A 23,306-nucleotide genomic window follows, 5' to 3' on the forward strand; every position below is an offset into this window, starting at 1 on the left:
CCGCCTCCAGGCCATCGAGCGGGACACCGACGTGGCCTGAGCACTGGTGCACATAACTTCGTACGCGGCGGTGCACTCAGACGAGTACGCGGACAAGAAGATCCACGATGACATCGCCTCCGGGTTCCTCACCATCCACCAGCACGCCCACGACGGCCACACCACCGTCGCCGTGGGCACCTACCGGCACGCGGACAGCGTCCATCTCCATGGTGAGAACCACCTACGCGTCGTCAGCGGTTCCTATGACACCCCAGGCGAGGCCATCGCCGACTTCGAGCGCCTGTACGGCGATGCGGTCCGCACCGGCCACCCACCGGCCACCGACACCGAACAGCAGGCTGCCCAGGCCCTCGCCGTCCTATCGGCCGCAAAGGCCACCCGCACCGCTCCCATGGAACCGCAGGCACCGGCAGAACGGGTGCCGGTGTACACGGCCGACCCCGGTGACCATGAGGCTCTGCTGGACAAGTTCCTTGCGGAACAGGGCGAATGGGAGAAGTACCGGACGATCCCTATTGAATCGGCGTGTTGAAGCCGATTTGGCAGGGTGGCGCGATGAGCAAGTGGCGTGTCTTCTGGGTTCCCAAGCCAGCGCCGTTCGCCGCCCCGCGGGCACCTGTTCTGGCGGGGTGGGCCGACCTGGCGGAGCGCGAGGCGTCAACCGGGATCCGGCCGGGCGACCCGATTCTGCTGGCGCCGGACTACCGCATCGACGAACTCCTCAGCCTGTACACGCGCAGTAGCCCGTTCCGGGGATACACGAGAGAGACGAAGCGGAACTACATCACGGACCTCTGCCTGTTCCTCAGCTTTCTGTGGCAGCGCGGAAAGGTCTGGACGCAGGCGGGCGAGTCGGATGTCGACGACTTCCAGTTCTGGCGCCAGATGTCGCCCGAGAACCCGGTGCGGGTGGGCGGGAACAAGTGGAATCGTGAACTGGCCGCGCTGATGAACCTTTACACGTGGGCGACGAAGCCGGGGAACGAGTTCCTGCCGCGCAACCCGGTGCCGATGCGTCGCGTGGTCGGCCGGCATGGGCAGATCGTTGAGGTGCCGGACGGGAAGGCGAAGGACGCCCGGGGCAGCAACGTTCACTGGCTGACACCTCGGGCGTTCCGGTTCTGGGTGGACATCGGGCTGCGCGGTTACGGCGCTGACGGTCTTCCCTCGCCGGGCTGGGTGGGCCGCCTGGAGGACCGCAACGTTGCGTTCGTGCGCTTGTTGACCTCTTCTGGGATGCGGAGGCTGGAGGGCGCCTCACTGTTGGCCTTCGAGGTGCCGGCACTGCGTCTGGAGGGCGGCCGGTACTACACGGGGCGCCTCGCGGCGGCGGTCACGCGTTCCAAGAGGGCCCGGACCTACTACGTCGAGGCTCATGTGGTGGGCGATATCGAGAACTACATCGACTCCTCGCGCGCCGCGGCCATCCGCACCGCGCAGGCCCGGGGCTTCTACGACGGCGTGCCGGGGATGCGGCTGGTCACCCGGGTGAGCCGGGGACCGAAGCCGACGGTGTACTGGTGCAATCGCCGGGGCGTCACGGGCCGCATCGCGCTGACGGAGGCGACCGCGGACGAACGGATGACGTTGTACACCGAAGGCCCGGCGGGACCGGAACCGTTGTGGCTGTGGCTGAACGAGATGGGCCTGCCGTTCCAGCCGCATTCGTGGAACAATGTCTTCACGGCGGCGAACCGGCGGTGCCGGGCGGTGCTGGATCCGGAGCCGGAGCGTCGGCTGGACCCGCACCGCAGCCGGGCGCCGTATGCGACGCCGCATTCCTGCCGGCACGGCTTCGCCCTCTACATGCTGGTGATCCTGCATCACTTGATGGACCGGCGGTTCGGTCTGAGCCCGGAGGAGCGGCGGGACTACCGGCTGCTGTACGGGGATCCGTGGCGGATGGTGCAGGACCTGTTGGGTCATGCGTCCCTTGAGACGACCCGCGAGCGGTATCTGGCCCCGGTCGCCGACCTTCAGCTGCGGTCGCTGCTGACCACCGCGCCCCCGTTACGCGAAGGGGAACGGCCGGCGCGGGAGATGGATGAGGTGTTCGCGCGTCTGGCGCGGGAGGCCGAGGGCATCCAGGACATCGACGCGAAGCTGCAGGTCACCCCGCGGACGACAGGGTGAACCGGCGCGGGCGTACGGCCCCTTTGCCGACAACGCCGGTGCGTCGGCCACCGGTTTTGCTGGACGACGGCCTGGTCGTCGAGCACCGAGACCGATCGGGAGCCATCGCGGTCTACGACTTCCGCGTTCTGCCGGTCACGAATGCCTTGCGCCGGTCGCTAGCCCGCCTGTTCGCCGCGCGGTGCGTGCCAAGCCGGTGGACCTCGCATCACAGCAGCAGGTACTTCTGGCTGCCCTTGCAGGCTTTCACCGCGTACCTGGCCACGCTGGACGCACCGGTTGCCGACCTCGACCAGCTGACCGCGGGGGTGTGGAAGCAGTGGAGGCTCAGCCGGCAGAACACCCGGTTCGGCTACCGCCAGATCACCACGGTGCGGGGGCTGCTGCTGGACGATCCACGGCTGTCCGACGCGACACGGCAAGCGCTCGCCCGCCGCGTCCTGCAGCCCACGGTCAAGGAAGTGTCCTTCCAGGAGGCCGAGTTCGACGCGCTCGTCACCACGGCGCGGCGAATGTTCCGTGCCGCGCATCTGCGGATCACGGACAACGCCCGCCACCTTGCCCAATGGCGGTCGGGGGCGTTCCCTCGCGGCAGTGAGGCATGGCTGCTGGGTGAGGCGCTGGACTGTCTGGCCCGGACCGGTGAGGCACCCCACGACACCCGGGTGCGTCGCCAGCGTGGCCGGGTGCTCGCCCGCTACGCACGGGTGCTGGGCGGGGAGCGGCCCGAACACACGTGGCAGCGGCTGTTCTTGACCCGGATGGAGACGGTCGCGCTGGGGGTGCTGCTGATGGCCGAGCACGGCTGGAACCTGTCGGTGATCAACCGGTTGACGGTGCCGCAAGCATCCCCGGACGGCAACGACAACGGTTCGCGGATCTACCGGGTCGAGCTGGAGAAGCACAAGCGGGGCGCCGGACGGTACTTCGAGACCCGCAATCTCACCGACGACGGGGCCCCCTCCCCCGGGCGGCTCATCACGCAGGCGCTGGAGGCCACCGTGTTCGCCCGCGCGGCCGTGCACACACTGAGCCCCGGTACGGACCGCTTCCTGATCTGGCGCTCCGCCAAGGCCCCACTGGAGCACCCGCACGACGAGAGCGGCCGGAAGTCGGGCATCGGAGTATTCGGGTTCGGCATCTCCGGCCGTACAGCCAAGCAGTGGGCGACTGAGCAGGGCTTCTCCTCTTCTCCGTTCCGGAGGGGGCGACGGACGGTGAACACGCTGCACCGGCGCGAACCCGGACAGAACAGCCAGGCCACCCACGACCGCGTCTACACCCTGACCGATCCCCAGGTCCGCCAGAGAGCGATCCCGGTCATCGCCGAGGCAGCCGAAGCCGTCGTGACCCACGCCCACGCCACCGTGCTCGCCCTCGAACTGCGCGAGAAAGCCGATCCGGCCGGCCAGCCGACCGCCACCGCCGACTGCCATGACTACGACAACAGCCCCTACCCCGGGCCCGGCGGCGGCTGCGGCGCCTCGTTCCTGATGTGCCTGGCCTGCCCCAACGCCCGGATCCATCCCGCACACCACAGCCGCCTGGCCCACCTGCACCAGGCACTTGACAACCTGCGCACCGCCCTGGACCCAGTCCAGTGGCACCGCCAGTGGGAGGGCGGACACGCCCGCCTGAAACACCTCAAGGGCCAACTCGGCACCGCGGTGTGGACCCGCGCCCTGGCCGACGTGACCGACACCGACCGCGAACTCATCGCCCTGCTGCTCAACGGAGACCTCGACCCGTGACGGCCACCCCAGCCCCTGTCCATGTCCTTCCCGGGCCCGACCCCCCTGTCATCCCCGCCCACCGGATCGCCGGCGGCTACACCGGTCCCATCGCGCGCTACGCGGCGCCGGCCTGGCCGCTGATTCCCATGAACGCCAACCCGGGCGTCACACACAGCACCATCCACTGGCCGACGTTCCCCGGCCCGTTCCGGGAGGAGATGCGGCTGGCTGCCTGGACCTTGATCAACGGTGAACTGCCCGCCGTGTTCCTGCGTGAGCGCCATCCCACGTGGCGCTCACGTCAGGCGCCCAAGGCGCTCTGCCAGACGATCGGGACCTGGTGTCGGCTCGCCGTGTGGCTCACCGACCGGGGCATCACCACGCTGAGCGACTGCACCACCCAGGTACTGAGTGAGTACGGCCGTCACCTGCGCGACAGTGGGGCGGCCCGCATCACGGTGCACAGCGTGCTGTCGTCGCTGACCCGGCTGTGGGTCTTCGACCAGCTCAGTGGCCGTCCCAGTGGAATCGGCTGCCCGCCGTGGGAGACCGAGGGGGTGGACGACTATCTGCCGCCGGCGACTCCGGGCGGCGAGAACGCCGCCGAGGCGATCGCCGAGCAGACCATGGGCCCCCTGCTCGTGTGGGCGATCCGCACGGTCGAGGAGTTCAGCGACGACATCCTGGCCGCCTGGGCCGAACGCAACCGGCTGCATGCGCAGGCTGCCGCCAACAGCGCCACGCCCGCCTCACGAGCCGCTCTTCGGGCCTTCATGGACCGCATCGACGCCGGCCAACTGCCGATTCCGACCACACAGTGGCTGGGCAGAACCACGATCGCCAGCGCATACATTGCCGCGCTCACCGGCGCCTCCCTGGGCCAGGTCTACAGCACCACCCGTGATCACGGCTGGCGGCAGGCCGCCCTGGACCGCCCCGGCCCCTGCCCACTCCGCGTCTCGGTCACCGGCACACTCGGCGGCGCCCCTTGGAGGGAGGCCGTCGACTACACCGAAGCAGGCTTTCTGATGCGCCAGTTGGGCACGGCGTGCTTCATCGTCATCGCCTATCTGACCGGGATGCGTCCGGGCGAGGCGGCCGGACTGCGCAGCGGATGCTGCCCCGACCCGGAGCCAGACAGCGCGGGGCGCACGGGGCGGCACTTGATCACGAGCACCGTGTACAAGACCGCCCGCGACGACGACGGCAACCACCGCTCCGAGGGCGAAGTCCGCGATGCCCCCTGGGTGGCCATCGCCCCCGTCGTGAACGCCATCCGTGTCCTGGAACGCATGGTTCCCCCAGGGCAGCTGCTGTTCGACCACCACGCCCACGACCTGCGCGGCACCCGCGCCGGCACCGGCTCTCTCACCGTGCACACCCTGGGCACCCGGGTGGAGGACTTCATCACCTGGGCCAACCACGAGGCCGCCGCCCGCGGCCTGGTCCACGAGGTCATCCCGCCGGACCCGCACGGCAGGATCGGTACCGAACGGTTCCGCAGGAGCCTGGCCTGGCACATCGCCCGCCGCCCCGGGGGCCTGGTCGCGCTCGCAATTCAGTACGGCCATCTGCGGACTTCCGTAGCGGCCGGCTATGCCGCGCGCAGCCGGGACGGCATCCACGACCTCCTCGACGTCGAGACGGCCCGCGCCACCATCGACACCGTCGCCGACCTGAACGCCGCTCTCGAGGACGGCCTCGGCATCTCCGGGCCAGCCGCCCGCCGCGCCATCAAGGCCGCCGCCACCGCGCCCCAGTACACCGGCACCGTCATCACCGCCCGCCAAGCGCGCCAGATCCTCGCCAACCCCCACCTGGCCGTCTACGACAATCCCCACACGCTGCTGATGTGCGTCTACAAGCGCGACAAGGCCCTGTGCCACCGTGGCCTCAAGGACACCCCCAGCCTCGACCAGTGCGTCCCCGCCTGCGCGAACATCGCCCGCACCGACCAGCACGCCACCGGCCTCCGGCTCCGCGCCACCGCGCTTGACCAGCAGGCAGACCACGTCCCCGGCCCGCTGGGCGAGCGCCTGCGCGACAACGCCGCCCGGCTGCTCGACCTCGCCGACGCCCACCACCGCACCCGCATCAACCTCCAGGACGGCACCGCATGAGCCCCACACCCGACGAACGCGACCGGATCCGCGCGGCCATGGACCGCATCCTGCAGGGAACCGCGCAGCACTCCAACGGCGCGCTGACGATCGTCGCCCTGGCCCAGGAAGCCGGCGTACCGCGCAACGCACTCACCCAGCGTCACCTCGACCTCAAGAACGACTTCTACACGCAGGTCAGGGCACGCGGACAGACGCCGGACTCCGAGATCCGTCTGCGCCAACAGATCGTCAAACTCAAGGAACTCCGAGCCAAGGACACAGAGGAGCTGTCCCAGCTGCGGGCCGACGTCGCTCACCTGGTCCGCGCTGTCAACCAACTGACCGTGGAGAACCGGCAACTGCGCGGTGCACTGTCGCAGCCCACCTCCCCCGTTCGAGTGCTGCCAACCCAACCGCATCCGAACCGGACACTCTGAGTCACTGCTGGACCGCTCACAGGCCGAGGTCGTTGAGCCGGTAGTGGACGGCAGGCGGCACGGTGGGCTCCACACGCCGGGCCGCCAGGCCGTCGCGAACGAGGCCCTTGTTGTCCCCCCGCCCAAGAAGAGCACTACCAGGAGTCCCTGGCTGTCCATCCTCGGCATCCCTGCCGGATACAGCCTGCGCTCCTGCGCGTGAGGCAACCACAGCCGGGCACCCTCGCTGAAGCATCGCGGCCGCGAGCCGCACCGCCGAGCCGACGGCCTCCATCATCGACTCCCAGAGCGTCAAGACCTCCACCTGGTGGCGGGGTCACGGCGGACGATGACACAAGATTTTCAAGCGCGACTTGTGCAGCTTTTGATCGTTATACGGGCGACCGCCTGCCTGTTTCGTAGTGAATCCCTGCTGCGTATCTTCTGGAGCTTTGCCGTGACTGTGGAACTTCAAGCGATCGAGCCGCTTCCCTGCTCGGTGGCTGGTGGTGTGTCTGGGGATGCGGTGGCTGTGGTGGGCGTCGGCCTGCGCCTTCCCGGCCGGATTCGGTCCTTGAACGGTCTGTGGGCGGCCCTTGACGGGGAACGGGATCTGGTGGGGCAGGTTCCCGCTGACCGGTTCGACACCGGAGCCTTCGTCGTGGCCGGCGCGGGACGGGCGGGGAAGTCCTACACAGCCGCGGGCGGCTTCCTCGACGATGTGGCGTCGTTCGACGCCGGCTACTTCGGTATCGCTCCCAAGGAGGCCGCCCGCATCGACCCCCAGCAGCGGCTCCTGCTGGAGTGCGCGGTCGAGGCGTTCGACGACGCCGCGATCGACCCGGCTGCGCTGGCCGGCAGCGATACAGCTGTGGTGATCGGGGTCTCCTCTCACGATTACTCCGATCTGCAGGCGCGGCGGCTGCGCACGTACAACCCCTACACCATGGGGGGTTCGGCAGCCTGTAATACCGCCAACCGTCTCTCGTATGTCTTCGACTTCCAGGGGCCCTCGAACGCGGTGGATACCGCCTGTTCTTCGGCCCTGACCGCGGTGCACCAGGCGTGTGAGGTGCTGCGCACGGGTCGGAGCCCGCTGGCGATCGCCGGTGGAGTGAACGTGTTGCTGAGCCCCGCGGGTTTCGTGGGTTTCTCAGGTGCCTCGATGCTGTCGCCGACAGGGCGGTGTCGGCCGTTCTCGGCGTCGGCGGACGGGTACGTGCGCTCGGAAGGCGCGGGGGTGCTGCTCCTGAAGCCGTTGTCCGCGGCGCTGGCGGAGGGGGATCGGGTGCATGCGTTGATCCTTGCGAGCGGCATCAACGCCGATGGCCGGACAGCTGGTCTGGCCTTGCCCAGCGCCCGTTCACAGGCGGCGTTGCTGGAGCGGGTGTACGCGAGCGCGGGCATCGAACCCGGTGATGTGGCGTATGTGGAGGCTCACGGCACGGGGACTCAAGCGGGTGACCCGGTCGAGTGCGATGCCCTGGGGCGGGCACTGGGCGCTGGTCGTAGCGGCGGTCCGCTGCTGGTGGGATCTGTGAAATCCAACATTGGACACATGGAGTCGGCCGCTGGTGTTGCGGGCCTGCTGAAGGGGTTGCTGGTGCTGCGGGAGGGCAGGATCCCGCCGACGCTGCACGGTGTGCCGCACAACCCCGCGATCGACTTCGCCGCTCTGGGGCTGGAACCCGTTGTGAAAGCGCGGCCGCTGCCCGGGACCGGTAGGGGGGTCGTGGGCGTCAACTCCTTCGGCTTCGGCGGCGCTAACGCCCATGTCGTCTTGGCCGCGCCCCCCGCACCCGCCCAGTCGTCGGGCCGGAAGTCCGTCGCGCAGGGCACCCGTCTGCCGGTGGTGGTCTCCGCCCGCACCGCGCAGGCGCTTCGGGACGCCGCGCAGGACTGGGCCGCTCACTTCGACAACCAGGCGCAACAACACGCCGAGAGCACCGGTCAGCGCTTCTACGATGACGCGTTCACCGCCAGCCGCCGTAGGGCTGGGCGGGAGCAACGCATCGCCGTCCTTGCCGAAGGCCCCATCGAGGCGGCGGCCGCGTTGCGCTCGGTCGCTTCGAGCAGGCCGGCTGCGGCAGTCGCCGTGGAGGAGGCGGTCGTGCGCGGTCGCGTGGCGTTCGTCTTCAACGGCAACGGTGCCCAGTGGGTGGGCATGGGAGCCGAGTTGCTGAGCGGGGACGCGGCCTTCGCTGCCGAGGTGGCGGCTGTAGATCGCGAGTTGGCGCCTTTGCTGGGTTGGTCGGTGGAGGCGGAGCTTGCGACGCCGGCGGATCCCGGGCGCTGGGAGCGGACCGAGGTGACGCAGCCGTTGCTGTTCGCCGTGCAGGCTGGTGTGGTGGCAGCGCTCGCCGCGCGCGGAGTCAAGCCTGTAGCGGCCATGGGGCACAGCGTGGGCGAGGTCGCGGCAGCCTACTGTGCGGGGGCGCTGACTCGATCGCAGGCGTGCCGGGTGGTTGCCGAACGCTGCCGCGCCCAGGCGGCGACGGTGGGCGCGGGCCGGATGGCAGCGGTGGGTCTTGGTGGGGAGGCGGCGGGGAAGCTGATTGCTGACGAAGGGTACGCCGAGCGCTTGGTGGTTGCCGCCGTCAACTCGGATCAGGATGTGACGATCGCGGGTGAGGCGGCAGCGTTGGAAGCGCTCGGTGCCCAGCTGGATGCCGAGGGCGTCTTCTTCCGTGACCTGGGCCTGGACTACGCCTTCCACACCCCCGCGATGGACAGGATTCAGGAGCCGCTGGCCGAGGCACTGGCCGACCTGCGTCCGGCGAAGTGCCGTATCCCGCTGATCTCCACCGTGACGGGGCGCTCGGTGGAGGGTACGGAGCTGGATGCGGCGTACTGGTGGCGCAATGTGCGCGAGCCGGTGCGCTTTGCGGAAGCCGTCGGCGTGCTGGTCGACGAAGAACTGCAGTGCGACGTCCTGGTGGAAGTCGGCCCGCACCCTGTACTCAGCGGATACCTGCGTCGTGTGGCGGCGAACAACGCGCGCATCGCCGTCGTTGCGACGATGTCTCGCGTCCAGCCCGGCCCGGCAGCCCTCGACGCGGCGCTCACTCGTCTGCTGGCGGTCGGCGCGCAGGTCGACTGGAAAGTCTTCTTCCCGCTGCGGGGCGCGGTGGCGGACCTGCCGACCTACCCGTGGCAGCGCGAACGGCACTGGAACGGCCATCCGGACTGGTGGCTCGAAGAGTCCGGGCAGCAGCCGTCCACCCCGGTGCGGCATCCGCTCCTGGGCACTCGCCAACCGGTCGCGAACCCCGTGTGGCGCCAGCAGGTCAATCCGGATGCCTTGGCGTGGATGGCCGACCACACCGTCCAAGGAGCTGTCGTGTGGCCGGCGGCGGCCTACACCGACATGGCACTGGCCGCCGGCTTCGAGGTGTTCGAAGCACCCGCCGAGATCACCGGCCTGACCTTCGATAAAGCCCTGGCGCTGCCGTTCGACGACCCGGACATGGACGTTCACCTCTCGACAAGCCTGGGCTCTGATGGCGCCTTCGCAGTGAGCAGCCGCAGAGGCGAGCACCTGGACTGGAGCGAACACGCACGCGGACGCGTGCGGCGTCTGCTGCGCGGCCAGCCGCAAGCCCTTGCCCTCGGCGACATCCGCTCCCGATTGACCGGGCTGCTGTCCCCCGCGGAGCACTACGGCGCCTGTGCCCGCGCGGGTCTGCCCTACGGCCCCGCCTTCCGGCCGCTTACCGCGTTGCACACCGGAGAGGGGGAGATTCTCGTGGAGTACGCGGCGACGATGGAGGCGGCCCCCGGCCACCAAGCCCACCCGACTGTTCTCGACGGTGCCTTGCAGGCGGGTATGCCCCTGCTCGCCGCCGTCAACGACGACTCCTGCCCCTACCTGCCCTCCGGCATCGAGACGGTGCGCTGCTGGCACCCGATGCCTGCAAGGGGGCTCATTCATGTGCGGGCCCGGTTGGTCAGCAGGCAGGAAGCCGTCTGGGACATCACCGTCAGCGACCTCGACGGAACGGTCGCCCTGGAACTGCTGGGCTGTCATCTGCGCCGCTTCGAGGCGGGCGGCAGGAGTCAGCCCCAGCAGCTGACCGAAGTCCTGCGCGCCGCCCCCCTGCCGGGAGAGGCCGCGCGGCCGGCACCTCTGCCCGCGCCGGTGGATGTCTTTGCCGCCTGCGTGCAGGAGATGGCCACGCTCACCGCGGCGTGGACGGCGAGTCCCTACGACGAGTTCCGCACGAGGGTCATGGAGGTGGCCGGGCACTTCACCGGAGCCGCAGTACGCGAATTGCTCCCCGGCGCGCAGGCAGTATCGGTGGAAGCTCTCATCGCCTCTGGCGCGGACGCCAAGTACACCCTGCTCCTGCGTACGCTTCTGGGCACGGCGGCCGAGCACGGGGTGCTGCGACGTGAGGGGCCGGGCCGCTGGTGCCTGGCGAAGGAGCCCGCCCCGGAGCCGCTGTTCGCGGCGCTGCTCGGTGATTTCCCGGGTGAGGCCGCTACGGCGCTGGCCTACGGGGCATGCGGACAGCATCTCGCGCGCGTCCTGCGGGGGCAGAGCGACCCTCTCGAACTGCTGTTCTCAGAAGCGGATTCCACGGCCAACCGCTTCTACGACGGCGCGCCCATTCTGGCCTACCACGGTCGGCTCGCAGCGACGCTGATGGCGAGCACCATTGCCCGCTGGCCGCAGGACCGCCCCCTGCGCATCCTCGAAGTCGGCGCGGGCACCGGCGCCACCACGGCCGCCCTGCTGCCTCACCTGCCGCGCGAGCGCGCTCACTACACCTTCACCGACGTCTCCTCCGCCTTCTTCCCGCAGGCCAAGAGCCGCTTCGCCGCGTACGACTTCGTCGACTACCGGGTTCTGGACCTCGAATCAGAGCCCGTGGAACAGGGATTCACCCCTTCCTCCTTCGACATCGTGGTGGCCTCCAACGTCCTGCACGCCACGACGGACCTTGCTGCCACGCTGCGCCGAGTTGCGGATCTGCTGGCCGACGGCGGACACCTGCTGGCAGTGGAGAGTCACAGTCACGAGGCTCTCGCGCCGGTCTTCGGGCTGCTGGACACGTTCTGGTCAGCGACCGACCGTGACCTGCGGCCCGACGGGCCGCTGTTGGCACACGACCGCTGGAAGGACTTCCTGCACGCGTGCGGGTTCACCGGCACCGCCCAGACGGGAGACCCCGCGTCGTTCGCGCTGAGCGACCACTCCGTCCTCCTCACCGCCCGGCGGCCTCGCTCCCTCTTCCCCGCCACAGCCCCCCGCATCGAGGCGCTCCCGGCCCGCCGGTGGCTCGTGGGCGCCCTGCCCGGCCACCGGCAGGGCCCGGGCCCGGCACAGAGCTCGGTGGTGACTGCCCTGCGCGACCGCGCAGCCGCCGAGGCCGTCCAGACGACGTCTCTCGACGACACCACCGCATCGTGGCAGGGTTTGCTGTGCTCAAAGCAGCCACCGACCGACCTGGTTCTGTTCGCTGAGGAAGGTGATACCGCGTCACCGGCCGAAGCGACCGATGCAGCGGTACGCCACCTCGCGGCCTTCCGGGCTCTCAGTGCCGCCTGCAAACAGCACACCCGTACCCGCGACCTGACCGTGTGGCTGATCGCCACCCGTACCCAGGCCGCCGTATCCGTGCCGCCTGCGGCGGAGTACGGCGGTGCATGGGGAGGCGCGCGCACGCTGGCGAATGAGCACCCGGAACTGACGGTCCGCAGGATCGCGCTCACGGGAGCGCGCAGTGAGGGGCAGCACGAGGAGCTCGCTGAGCGTGTGGTGGAGGAGTTGCTGGCCCGGCCGGATGAAGACGAGGTACTGCTCACCCCCGCCGGCCGGTTCGCCACGGTTGTGCGCCCCCTGTCCCCGCCGGTGACCGGGAGCGGTTGCAGCAGCTACACCCTCACCCTGGATGACCCCGGCCTCCATTACCGGCTGGCCTGGCGGCACGCCGAGGTGCCCACACCCCAGGCCGGCGAGATCGTGATCGCTGTCGCTGCGGCTGCCCTGAACTATCGCGACATCATGATCGCCACAGGTCGTGTCCCGGCCGTCGCGTCCAGCCGCATGCCGCACACCGCGGACGTCGGCCTCGAATGCGCCGGAGTGGTCGAGTCCGTGGGCCCCGGCGTCACCCACGTTGCCGTCGGCGACCGCGTAGCGGGGCTGGCGCAAGGCTGCTTCGGCACCTATGCGCTCGCACGCGCCGACCGCGTCATGGCGCTGCCCACGGAGATGAGTTTCGCAGCCGCCAGCACACTGCCCGTGGCATTCGCCACGGTGCACCACAGTCTGAACCACTTGGCCCGCCTGACATCCGGCGAGACGCTCCTGGTCCATGGAGCTGCCGGCGGAGTGGGGCTGGCAGCCCTGCAGTACGCGCGCCGCGTCGGAGCCCAGGTCATCGCGACCGCCGGCACACCGGCCAAACGAGACCTGCTGCGCCTGCTGGGCGTCGAACACGTGCTGGACTCACGTCGGCTGGGCTTCGCCGAGCAGGTCAAGGACCTCACCGGCGGAGCGGGAGTCGATGTGGTCCTCAACTCGCTTGCCGGGGAAGCCCTGGTGCGCAGTGTGGGCCTGCTCAAGCCCCACGGCAGGTTCCTCGAACTCGGCAAGCGGGACTTCCTCCTGGACAGTTCACTGCCCCTGGCCCCCTTCCTGCACAACCTGACCTTCTTCGGGGTTGATCTTTCCCCCATGATGAGCGGGCCATCGCCCCTGATGGACCAGCACCTGAGCACCCTCACCGAGGCCGTTCACGCCGGTGACTACACGGCGCTGCCCTACCGCAGCTACCCCGCCCACCGCATCGACGAGGCGTTCACCAGCCTCCAGCACTCCCGGCACACCGGCAAGATCGTGGTCACCTTCGACGGGGAAGTACCCCTACGCCGCCCAGCCGACCAGCCGGTACTGGACCCTGACGCCACCTATCTCGTCAGCGGCGGCCTCGGCGGCTTCGGCGCCGCGACCGCACGCCACCTGGCCGCCCGGGGGGCACGCCATCTCACCCTGATCAGCCGCCGCGGCGAGAACTCTCCGGAAGCCGCCCAGCTCCTGGCCCACCTGCGTGGCTGTGGCACCCACACAGCCGTTCATGCGGCGGACATCAGTGACGAAAGCGCACTGCGCCGCGTCCTGGACGACGTCGACACCTCCGGGCGACGGCTGGCGGGCGTCATCCACGCCGCCATGGTCCTCGATGACGCACCCCTGGCCGAGCTGAACGACGACCGCCTGCGCGCCGTCCTCGCCCCCAAGATGACCGGCGGCCTGCTCCTGGACACCCTCACCCGCGAGCGCTCACTGGACTTCTTCGTCGTCTACAGCTCCGCGGCAGCACTGGCAGGCAACATCGGGCAGGCGGCCTACGTCGCGGGCAACCTCGTCCTGGAAGGATTGGTCCGGGACCGCCGAAACGCAGGTCTTCCTGCCCTTGCTGTCCAGTGGGGAGCCATCACCGACAGCGGATACGTACACCGCAACGGCCGCTCCGAGGAAATGACGGCGATCGGCCTCGGCCATCTCACCGCCGCCGACGCACTCACCCGCCTGGACGAGTTGCTAAGCCACCGCGCCGCCACTGCGGCCGTCGGCTTCTTCGACTGGGACAGGCTCCAGCAACACGTGATGCCCACCCTGACCGCCCCCCGCACGGCCAGTCTCCTCCAAGGCCGCCGTGACAGTGACACCGCGGATCAGTGGCGGGACACGCTGGCCGCCACCAGCGCCGCCGAGACCGTGCGGGTGATCGAAGACAAGCTCGCCCAACTCCTGGCCACCATCCTGCAGACGACCCCCGAGCGCATCGACCGCTCCCGTCGACTGGACCTGCTCGGCGTCGACTCCCTGATGGCCGTTGAACTTTCCAGCGCAATCAGCAAGAGCATCGGATGCGACCTGCCCGTGGTGGAGCTGACCGGGGCCGGCCATCTGACCGACCTCGCACTCCGTGTCCTGGCCCGCCTGGGCAACCGCACCCACACCGGCAACTGAACTCCTTCCGGGGCTGCGCCAAGCCGGTGCAGCCCCGGGCCCTCGCCCTCCGAACGGACACCACCAAACCGTGACACCGCGCCTGCCCCATGCCGTCGACCCTTCCCTGGCCTCGCTCACCGACCGGCCCACCGCTGCACTGCGACTACTGTGCCTGCCACCCGCAGGCGGCGGCCCCAGCTTCTACCGCCCCTGGGCAGAGCACCTGCCCGAATCCGTAGACCTGTGGGCCGTCCGGCTGCCCGGCCGCGGCGCTCTCGCCGACCATGCCTCTCTTACAGACCCCCACCACACCACCACGGCCCTAGCAACCCTGATCCACCACAATGACGACGACCGGCCGTTCGCACTGTTCGGCCACAGTCTCGGCTCCCTGCTCGCCTACGAGACCACACGTGCCCTGATCCGCGCCCGCCACCGCCCGCCCGTGCTGCTCGCACTCTCCGCCCTGCCCGCACCCCACCTGGACGCCTTCGTCACCGCACTGTCCGCAGTCCTGCTGGACGGAAGGCAAGGAGCCGCCAGGCTCCTTGGCCCCATCCCCGACGAACTCCTGGAGGACCCCCGGATCCTCGCCGCCGCCTACACCCCGATCCTCGCGGACCTACTCCTTGCCCTGCAGTACCGACACCAGCCCGAACCGCTGCTGGACCTCCCCGTCGCCGTATACGGCGGCCAGGACGATCCGATCGCCCCCATGGAACGACTGCGCACCTGGGACGACCTCACCACCCAGCCCGTATCCCCACGGGTCTTCCCCGGCGCGCACAACTACCCCGACCAACAGATCCGCGCCCTGACCAGCCGGCTGTGCAAGGACCTGCACGCCGCCGCCCGCCACCCCCTGGTGGCACCATGAACGATCAAGTGACACGCACGAGTGAGGTTCGCCGCTGGTCCGCGACACTCACCGTGTGCCTGGGCCTGTTCCTGCTCGCCATCGACCTGACTGTCCTGAACGTCGCCGTCCCCGACCTCCACACCGATCTCCAACCCTCGATGTCGCAGATCCAATGGATCATCGACGGCTACGCCCTCGTCCTTGGCGGCAGTGTGCTGGCCAGCGGGTCCCTGACCGACCGCATCGGACGCCGCCGGGCCTTCACCATCGGCCTCCTGCTGTGCGCCACGGCCTCACTCCTGGGAGCCCTCGCACAGGAACCGGAGCAAGTCATCGCGGCCCGCGGAGCCATGGGCGCCGGTGCCGCCCTGCTGATGCCCGCCACACTGTCCATCATCCACCAGCTCTTCCCCGAGCCCGAACTACGGCGCCGTGCGATCGCCCTGTGGACGGCAGTGATCGGCGCCGGGGGACTGACCGGACCGGTACTCGGCGGCTGGCTCGTCGAACACTTCTCGTGGCGCGCCGCATTCTGGATCAACCTGCCCGTCGCGGCCATCGCCATCACGCTCGCCCTGATCCTCGTACCGGAGTCACGCGCACCGCACACCCCCGTCGACTGGCCCAGCACCGTTCTGTCCGCCGCCGGCCTGCTTGCACTCGTCTGGGCCTTCATCGAAAGCCCCACGCACGGCTGGACCAGCGCACCCGTCCTGACCGCCTTCGGCGCGGCGGCCCTCCTGCTCACAGGCTTCATCGCACGCCAGCACCACGCCCGGTTCCCGATGCTTCCCCTCTCCCTGCTGCGTATCCCATCGATCAGCATGGGCGCCACAGCACTGGCACTGATGTCCTTCGCCTGCTTCGGAGCGCTGTTCGTCGTCACCCTCTACCTCCAGGGCGTACTGGGCTACACCCCCTGGCAAGCCGGGGTACGGACCCTGCCGCTCCCCGCCGGGCTCGTGCTGGGAGCGGCTGCCGCCCTGCCGCTCGGAACCCGATGGGGAAACCGCCTCCCGATCGTCACGGGCCTGCTCATCACCACAGCCTCGTTCGCCATTCTGGCGACCACAAGCGCCACCTCCGGCTACGACCACCTGATCATCTTCCAGGCCGTCGCCGGCGCAGGAGCCGGACTGACCGTCGCAGCGGCAACGGAAACGGTCATGGGCGCCACCCCCGGCGAAAAGGCCGGCCTCGGCTCAGCCATCAACGACGCCACACGCCAAGTCGGCTCCGCCCTCGGTGTGGCCGTACAGGGCTCCCTCCTGGCCACCCTCTACAGCGACCGGCTGAGTGACCGGCTCACCGGTACTGATACGCCCGCGCACCTCGCCCAAGCAGCCACCGAAAACGTCCTCGCCCCGCTGACCCTCGCACCCCACCTGGCAAGTCCCGCACGCGAGCACCTCCTCACAGCAGCCCGTGAGTCCTTCACCGAAGGACTCACACACACCGCCCTCCTCGCCGGACTGGTCACCTTCCTCACTGCCGCAGCCGCCGCATACTGGCTGCCCACCCGCCCAACACACTCCCAATCAGCCACCCCCTCCCTACCAGCAGCCCTGAGTGAACTGTGAAGTTCAGCTCGCGGTCTCGATTGGGCCAGTTGGGGTGACCACGGCGATGGACGGCTTCTCGCGGGCGCGCATCAGAGCGGGGCCCTCTGTCAAGGGCGTTGCGGGAAAGGTTCGGTGGGCTGGTCATATACCGATGTTGTGCTCGAAGCTCAACCGGGGACCTGCATGAACCTTCGCCGCCAGACACGCTGAACTTGACAGGGAAAGGACCTGGGAGGACTCCACGACCGTCGCCAACCACGAGTCCCTCACCCTGCGCGCGATCTTCGACCACGATGCCGAAGGCCGCGAGACGAAATGGACCTTCGCGGCCTACGAGACACCGGTCAGCGACCGACTGTGGCACGGCACAGCCACCGCCTCCACGCCCGCCGCGCTCGTGAGCGCTCTGCTCGACGCGGTAGCCACCGAAAACGCCTGGAACAGCGGCCTCTCCCCCACCGCTCCCGAGACGGCCATCACCGAGGCGACCCATCCGCTCACCGACGCAGAATGGAAGCACACCATCGACGGGCGCTACATCACCTGGGAGGTCCCAGGCCCCCAGGAAGCCGGCATACAGTTCGACGCCTTCGCCGCCCAGAAGGGCAACGGTCTTCTTCCCACCTGGACCATCTGGGGCGGCCACACCGTCCACCAACCGGCCTGGGCACTCCAGCTGTCGGCGAACACCCCGGCGACCCTGGTGCAGCACATCGCCTTCGAAATGGCCGCGGGCCAAGGCACCCGCCCCATACAGGCCGTGGCTGACGGCCCAGCGCTCCACATCGCTCAAGCCCCCTCATCGATGGCAGCATCGCTCCCGGCCGCGTACCGTCCCGGGCGCAGGGTGGCGGATCTGGTGGCGGTGCGCGTCGGCGGCCAGGACGGCGACGGTGGGGGCGTCCAGTCCCCCCGACAGGACGCACGACAGGCCCGGAGCCCGGTCCACCCGCAGGGCGACCGCCTCCGACTACGCGGTACGCAGCCGGTGCTCCGGCTCGCCCGGGACCGGATCGGGCCGTCATTGCACGGTGGTCTTGAGGCGGCTGCCGTCAGCGGGGAGTTCGGTCCGGCTCCCTGGATCAAGCTGCTCGATGCTGGTGAAGAAGGTCCTCACACCGGCCAGGGCCGGTGCCGACGGAGCAAGGACGGAGCAGGCGAGCCTCTGGACGTCGATGGGCGCCTTGGTGAGCTGCGCAAGCAGTCGGGCGGAGGTGGACCAGGCCCACCCGCCCTGCCAGGGCGTCGCGTAGACAGGAAGCGTGGCTGCGGGGTCGGCGTGCGGGACCATGCGGCCAGGTGTTCTTCGACGACCGCGTAGACGCCGGGCCAGCGCCAGGCGACGTCGGCCGGCAGCTCGGCGCCGGACAGCCGGCCCAGCTCGAGGCCGGCGGCCCCGCACGCGCCCAGGACCAGGACGCGCCGTTGCCCCCCCCCCCGACACCAGACAGCGCGCCGAGGAGTCTCCGATCCGCCAGGACGACGAAGCGGTGCTGATGTACTCGACGCCTGCGGGGCGCAAGCGTACGCCTCGCGTGGTGCTGAAGCCTCCGAAGAACACGGTTGTCTCCCGGCGGGTCGCTGGGCGCGTGGCGGCGCGGCCTCAAGGGCCGCACCACCACACCAGAAGGGGTCGCCAGTTGTAGGCCCGTCGCTTGTCCTCGCTCTGGCCACCGCCCTGGCCTTCGGTCAGCGAAAACACGGACCAAGACCACGCTGGGAAAGGCGATCGAGCAGCGCCTGGAGTACGGCCTTCCCACGACGGGGGAGGCGATCACCACCAGACCGTGAGGCGGCTCACGCATGGCGCCAACGACGCCCCCGTGAACGTGGCCTTATACCTCGATGAGAATGTCCTTGGGCTCATCGTGCAGTGGATCTTCGGATCTAGCATCGATTTACATGACAGGATCTGCACTTAGCCGCCGCCAGCTCGTCCGTGCCGCAGTTGCCACTTCGAGCACCGCCGCCACCGGCGTGACCCACGTGCCGGAGGCGTCAGCGGCGCAACCCGCCACCGACCCGGACCGTCAGGACGCGGCGGGGCGGATGTTTGCGCACGGGGTCGCGTCCGGCGACCCGCTGCACGACCGTGTAGTCATCTGGACGCGTGTCACCCCTGTACCCGAGTGCCTGCCCGGACAGAACAAGGGGCCGGCGACGGAGGTGCGGTGGGAGATGTCGGAAGATCCCGCCTTCCGGAGCACCGTACGCGAGGGTGTGGTGCGCGCCGATGCCCAGCGGGATCACACGGTACGTGTCGATGTGGACGGGCTGCTTCCGGCACGCACGTATCACTACCGCTTCCACGTGCAGGGCCACGTATCCCCGGTCGGTCGCACCCGGACCGCGCCCGCGGCGGACTCCATGACCGGCGTTCGGTTCGGCGTCGTCTCCTGCGCGAGCTACCGCCAGGGGTATTACGCCGCTTACGGTCACCTCGCCGGCCGCCGCGACCTGGACGCGGTCATCCACCTGGGCGACTACATATACGAGCAGGCGGCCGGGGACACGGACGTACGCGCCCCGGTACCGGCGCGTGAATGTGTCACGCTGGCCGACTACCGGGCACGGTACGGCCAGAGCCGTACCGACCCCGACCTGCGCGCCCTCCACGCGGCCGCACCGTTCATCGCTACCTGGGACGACCACGAAGTGTGCGGCAACATGTGGTCCGGTGGCGCAGGGGATCACGACACCGCCATCGAGGGCTCCTGGACCGCGCGGGTGGCCGCCGCCAAGAGGGCCTACTTCGAGTGGCTCCCGGTACGCCAGTCCCGGGCCGATTCGACTCAGCGACGGCTGCACTTCGGCAAGCTCCTCGACCTGACCATGCTGGATCTGCGCAGCTTCCGGTCCGAACAGGTCGAGCCGACGGACACCGCCGGTATCAACGACCCGTCACGGACGCTGCTCGGTCGCTCTCAGATGGCCTGGCTCAAGCAGGGGCTACAGGGCGGCTCCACCTGGCATGTGATCGGCAGCTCCGTCGTCGCCGCACCCATGCTCATGCCCACCGGCCAAACCGAGCCCGCCGCCATGGCCAACCCCGATGGATGGGACGGCTACCAGGCCGAACAGCGGGAACTCTTCACGTTTCTGGACCACCACGGTGCGCACAACACGGTGATGCTGAGTGGCGACGTGCACTCTTCGTGGGCCGGGCAGCTCCCGGCCTCCGGCGACGGAGCCCCCCGCGCCACGCAGTTCACCGTCTCCTCGGTCACCAGCCCGACGTTGGGCACCTTCGACGACGGCCTGACAGCAGAGGCCGTCCTGGCGGTGAACCCGCACCTGGCGTGGGGAGACGTCTCCGCGAACGGATGCGGAATCGTCGATGTCACCGCCGACCGAGTGCAGTTCGACTGGTACAAGACGGCCGACCGGACGCATCCCGACAGCTCCGTCACCCACCTCAAGTCCTACGCCGTGGACCGGAAGTCCAGCCGGCTGAGCGCTGTCGACGCGCCGGTATGAGACCGCGCGCGGCGTCGTGTGCCAGCCGGGCGGAGCCGGCATCGCAGCCCAGGAGGGCGCCGCGCCGTCCCATACACGAACGGGTGGCTCTGGTTCTGGCGGGGACGGAAGGGGTGAAGGGGGGGGCCGCGAACTGTGGGCCGCCAGAGTTGGCCTGGGCGATCGCCGAGCTCGCCGGCCCTCCCCGCTCGTTCGTCACCGGAGTGGTACTCCCGGTCGACAGTGGAGCGGTCGTGGTGCGAAGTGGCAGGGAGGGGTGGGACGAGCATGCGGGGAGTGTCCACACCAGCGCGAACGTCCGCCCCGGCAAAGGGGGCGGGCGGCGGCCGAGCCGTGGGAACGTGCACTTTGCCGCCGGTCTCCGTGGTCACTCTCGTTCGACGGCCGACCCTTGCCTGTCGGAGAGCAGCCGCAGGCAGCGTTCGCGCTGGGTCGGGTCGGTGGCCAGCTCGACGCCGGTGTGGGCGAGGGCGGTAGCGGCGTCGAGGACGGCCCGGTCTGCCTGGGGTGAGGTGCCGTACCGGGCGAATGCTGCGGTGTGGTGTTGGGCGCCTTGTGTGTCGTAGCCGATGGTGGGGTGGAGTGCGGGCAGGAGGTGGGAGACGTTGCCCATGTCGGTGGAGGCCATGAGCTCGTTTCGGCGGTTGACAGGTTCGCGGCCCAGGGCTGTGGCTACCCGGACGTAGGCGTCCGTGAGAAAGTCGTCCTGGCGTAGGTCGGCGAAGTCGGCTCCGTGCGGGGCGAGTTCCAGGTCGGCACCGGTGGCCAGGGCAGCCGCCTCCAGGCAGGCCCGCACCCGACGGCGGGTGTGCTCGAGGTCCTGGGTGGTGCGGGCACGCAGTTCGTAGCGGGCCCGGGCCGTGTCGGGGATGACGTTGACCGCGTCACCGGCCCCGAAGACGATGTCGTGGACCATGGAACCCGGGGGCAGTTGCTGGCGCAGCAGCCCGACGGCTGTGCGTGCCAGGGTGATGGCGTCCAGGGCGTTGATGCCCTCCCAGGGGGCGAGCGCGGCATGGGCCGGCTTTCCGGTGTAGACGACGTCCCAGGCACCGATGGCCAGTGAGGAGCCGCCGACGGAGTCCTCGCCGGCGGCGTGGACCATGAACGCGGCGGCCACATCGTCGAAGACACCCGCTTCGAGCAGTAGCGCTTTGCCGCCGATGTCCTCCTCGGCGGGGGTGCCGATCAGTTGCACGGTGATGCCGACGAGGTCGGCGACGGAGGCGAGCGCGAGAGCCGCCCCGGTCGAGGCGGCGCCGTTGACGTTGTGCCCGCAGGCGTGTCCGATGCCGGGCAGCGCGTCGTACTCGGCGCACAGGCCGATCACCAGATCACCCGAGCCGTAGGTGGCGACGAAGGCGGTCGGCAGGTCGGCCACCTCGCAGGTGACGGTGAATCCGGCGTCCTCGGCGATGCGCGCGATCTTCGCGGCCGACCGGTACTCCCGCATGGCCGTCTCGGGGTCGGCGTGCAGGCTATGGCTGAGCGCGATCAGCGTCTGTCGGTCCTTGCGCACGGTGGCGGCGGAGACGGCGAGGGCGTGTTCTCGTCGGGAGGTGGGTGTGCTGGTCATGCCGCCCTCCCCGCGGCGGCGACGCCGGCTTGTGACGCAGGCGCTGTGGGCCGCTCACGAAAGAGCAGGCCGACCGCGGCCCCGGCGAGCGCCACAACGGCACAGGCGGCCCAGGCCCACTCGTACCCCGCCCTTGTGACGGCGCCCCCGGCCGACGTGTGGCCTGCCCACAGGGAGCCGATCACGGCCGCGCCGATCGCCGCGCCGAGGGAAAGCGCCATCTCGTTGACGCCGACGGACAACGCGGTTTCGGCCTCGTCGACCACCTCCACCGACAGGGATCGGGTGGCGGCTTCGAACATGCCCGTGGACAGGCCCACGATCAAAGCACCGACCAGATACTGCGGCAGCGAGGAGTGGAAGAGACACAGGCTGAGGAACCCGAGGGCGCCGGCGCAGCCGCCGACCGCGAGCACGGCACGGTCACCGATGGCCCGGGACAGCCGGGGCGTCAGGGTGGAGCCGACGAAGCCGACGGCGACCATGCCCAGGGACACCAGGGAGATGGCCCGCGCGCCGAGGCCGAGACCGAGGCCCTCGCCGTCCGGCTCCGTGCCGAGGTACACGGCGTTGGCACCGAGGAAGCCGATGGCGCCGAAGGCGATACAGAACGTGTGCGCGCTGACCGCCGCGAGCCGCGGGTTGCTCAGCATGCCGATGTCCACCAGCGGATGCGAGGAGCGCCGTTCGACCTGCACCCACACGCTCAGCAGCACGAGAGACGCAAGAAGCGTGAGCAGCGACGATGCTGACGTCCAGCCCCAGGAACCGCCCTCGGTCAGCACTAGGATCAGGGCGCCGAGCCCGACGGTCAGCAGCAGGGCGGCGAGCGAATTGAACCGGCCGGCGCGTGGCGCGGTGCTGGCCGGCAGGGCGAAGGCAGCGGCGACGGCGAGGGCGCAGAAGGGGACCGCGGTCCACAGCCCGGCGAGTGCGTGTTCGTCGCTGAGTGTCCCGGCCACGAAACCACCGGTGCCGATGGACAGAAGCAATGCGCCGACCAGCACGGACATGCCGACACGGCCGTATTCGGGCGAACGCGAGCGCAGGATCCCGGCCAAGAGCGGGAAGAAGCCGACCACCGCGCTCTGCAGCACCATGCCGAGGGCGAGTGTGGCGGTGGTGGGCCGGGCGGCGATGAGCAGTGAACCGACGGCCACCATGGTGACGGCGACCAGCAGCAGTCGACGGTGCCCCCACATGTCGCCCCAGCGCGAGAGCAGCGGGGTCAGCACGGCGAAAGCGACCTGTGACAGCAGGTACAGGTTGTTCTGGCCCACGCCGCCGATACCGACGTGGGCGCCCACAACGGGCAGCAGCGGAGTCAGGTACCCCTGGACGACACCGCTGCAGACCACAATGAGGATCATCGTCGCGATCAGTCCACGACCCCGGCTGACGGCACGCGTCACGGTCTCACCTCTTCCCTTGGCTGGAATGCGACGTGATGGCTAGGGTGCGACCGAGCAACCAACGGGGCAG

General features: G+C 69.7%; 13 protein-coding genes and 3 pseudogenes. 11 read left to right on the forward strand and 5 right to left on the reverse strand.

Annotation, left to right across the window (positions count from 1 at the left end):
• Positions 1-70 precede the first annotated feature (70 nt).
• From ACFYO9_RS06390 to ACFYO9_RS06410, 5 genes are all read left to right on the forward strand, one after another.
• On the forward strand, positions 71-535 hold the full coding sequence (locus tag ACFYO9_RS06390; RefSeq protein ID WP_358778206.1) for a hypothetical protein: 465 nt from the start codon (positions 71-73) through the stop codon (positions 533-535).
• Positions 536-558: 23 nt separating this feature from the next.
• A complete protein-coding gene (locus ACFYO9_RS06395; RefSeq protein WP_358778207.1) occupies positions 559-2,136 on the forward strand; it encodes a site-specific integrase in 1,578 nt (525 codons plus the stop codon).
• Between the two features lie 236 nt (positions 2,137-2,372).
• A complete protein-coding gene (locus ACFYO9_RS06400) occupies positions 2,373-3,887 on the forward strand; it encodes a hypothetical protein (protein ID WP_358778208.1) in 1,515 nt (504 codons plus the stop codon).
• Positions 3,884-5,989 carry an integrase gene (locus ACFYO9_RS06405; RefSeq protein ID WP_358778209.1) on the forward strand — a complete coding sequence of 702 codons (2,106 nt, stop codon included), beginning with the start codon at positions 3,884-3,886 and terminating at the stop codon, positions 5,987-5,989. The genes ACFYO9_RS06400 and ACFYO9_RS06405 overlap by 4 nt, the downstream gene beginning before the upstream one ends.
• Positions 5,986-6,408: a hypothetical protein gene (locus ACFYO9_RS06410; RefSeq protein ID WP_358778210.1), complete on the forward strand. Its 423-nt coding sequence runs from the start codon at positions 5,986-5,988 to the stop codon at positions 6,406-6,408. The genes ACFYO9_RS06405 and ACFYO9_RS06410 overlap by 4 nt, the downstream gene beginning before the upstream one ends.
• A 19-nt stretch (positions 6,409-6,427) precedes the next feature.
• Here the strand turns inward: ACFYO9_RS06410 and ACFYO9_RS06415 are convergent.
• Positions 6,428-6,517 (reverse strand): annotated as a pseudogene (locus tag ACFYO9_RS06415) (transcriptional regulator); the annotation flags it as partial.
• 246 nt (positions 6,518-6,763) lie between these two features.
• Here ACFYO9_RS06415 and ACFYO9_RS06420 point away from each other — a divergent pair.
• From ACFYO9_RS06420 to ACFYO9_RS06435, 4 genes and pseudogenes are all read left to right on the forward strand, one after another.
• On the forward strand, positions 6,764-14,368 hold the full coding sequence (locus ACFYO9_RS06420) for an SDR family NAD(P)-dependent oxidoreductase (protein WP_358778211.1): 7,605 nt from the start codon (positions 6,764-6,766) through the stop codon (positions 14,366-14,368).
• 70 nt (positions 14,369-14,438) lie between these two features.
• Positions 14,439-15,227 (forward strand): alpha/beta fold hydrolase, encoded by a 789-nt coding sequence (locus tag ACFYO9_RS06425; protein ID WP_358778212.1) that lies wholly within the window; start codon positions 14,439-14,441, stop codon positions 15,225-15,227.
• Positions 15,228-15,235: 8 nt separating this feature from the next.
• Positions 15,236-16,789: an MFS transporter gene (locus ACFYO9_RS06430; protein WP_358778213.1), complete on the forward strand. Its 1,554-nt coding sequence runs from the start codon at positions 15,236-15,238 to the stop codon at positions 16,787-16,789.
• 262 nt (positions 16,790-17,051) lie between these two features.
• A pseudogene (locus ACFYO9_RS06435) lies at positions 17,052-17,489 on the forward strand (DUF317 domain-containing protein); the annotation flags it as partial.
• A 303-nt stretch (positions 17,490-17,792) separates the two neighbouring features.
• On the opposite strand, the gene ACFYO9_RS06440 reads toward ACFYO9_RS06435, so the two are convergent.
• On the reverse strand, positions 17,793-18,062 hold the full coding sequence (locus tag ACFYO9_RS06440) for a hypothetical protein (protein ID WP_358778214.1): 270 nt from the start codon (positions 18,060-18,062) through the stop codon (positions 17,793-17,795).
• 312 nt (positions 18,063-18,374) lie between these two features.
• On the reverse strand, positions 18,375-18,473 hold the full coding sequence (locus ACFYO9_RS06445; RefSeq protein ID WP_358778215.1) for an albusnodin family lasso peptide: 99 nt from the start codon (positions 18,471-18,473) through the stop codon (positions 18,375-18,377).
• A gap of 200 nt (positions 18,474-18,673) precedes the next feature.
• Here ACFYO9_RS06445 and ACFYO9_RS06450 point away from each other — a divergent pair, with 200 nt between their 5' ends.
• Both ACFYO9_RS06450 and ACFYO9_RS06455 read left to right on the forward strand, forming a co-directional pair.
• Entirely contained in the window at positions 18,674-20,248 is a 1,575-nt protein-coding gene (locus tag ACFYO9_RS06450) for an alkaline phosphatase D family protein (RefSeq protein WP_358778216.1), read from the forward strand.
• A gap of 140 nt (positions 20,249-20,388) precedes the next feature.
• Positions 20,389-20,484 (forward strand): annotated as a pseudogene (locus tag ACFYO9_RS06455) (ketoreductase); the annotation flags it as partial.
• A gap of 131 nt (positions 20,485-20,615) precedes the next feature.
• Here ACFYO9_RS06455 and ACFYO9_RS06460 read toward each other — a convergent pair.
• The gene (locus ACFYO9_RS06460) at positions 20,616-21,824 is read right to left on the reverse strand and encodes a M20 family metallopeptidase (protein ID WP_358778217.1); all 1,209 of its coding nucleotides are present in this window, start codon (positions 21,822-21,824) and stop codon (positions 20,616-20,618) included.
• Positions 21,821-23,236 carry an MFS transporter gene (locus ACFYO9_RS06465; protein ID WP_358778218.1) on the reverse strand — a complete coding sequence of 472 codons (1,416 nt, stop codon included), beginning with the start codon at positions 23,234-23,236 and terminating at the stop codon, positions 21,821-21,823. The genes ACFYO9_RS06460 and ACFYO9_RS06465 overlap by 4 nt, the downstream gene beginning before the upstream one ends.
• Positions 23,237-23,306: the final 70 nt, after the last annotated feature.

This window comes from Streptomyces sp. NPDC005863 (assembly GCF_042871345.1).
Lineage (GTDB): Bacteria > Actinomycetota > Actinomycetes > Streptomycetales > Streptomycetaceae > Streptomyces.

Coding starts and splice junctions, on each gene's coding strand:
- ACFYO9_RS06395 (WP_358778207.1), top strand. CDS start 559: ATGAGCAAGTGGCGTGTCTTCTGGGTTCCCAAGCCAGCGCCGTTCGCC.
- ACFYO9_RS06410 (WP_358778210.1), top strand. CDS start 5,986: ATGAGCCCCACACCCGACGAACGCGACCGGATCCGCGCGGCCATGGAC.
- ACFYO9_RS06440 (WP_358778214.1), bottom strand. CDS start 18,062: ATGGTCCCGCACGCCGACCCCGCAGCCACGCTTCCTGTCTACGCGACG.
- ACFYO9_RS06450 (WP_358778216.1), top strand. CDS start 18,674: ATGACAGGATCTGCACTTAGCCGCCGCCAGCTCGTCCGTGCCGCAGTT.
- ACFYO9_RS06460 (WP_358778217.1), bottom strand. CDS start 21,824: ATGACCAGCACACCCACCTCCCGACGAGAACACGCCCTCGCCGTCTCC.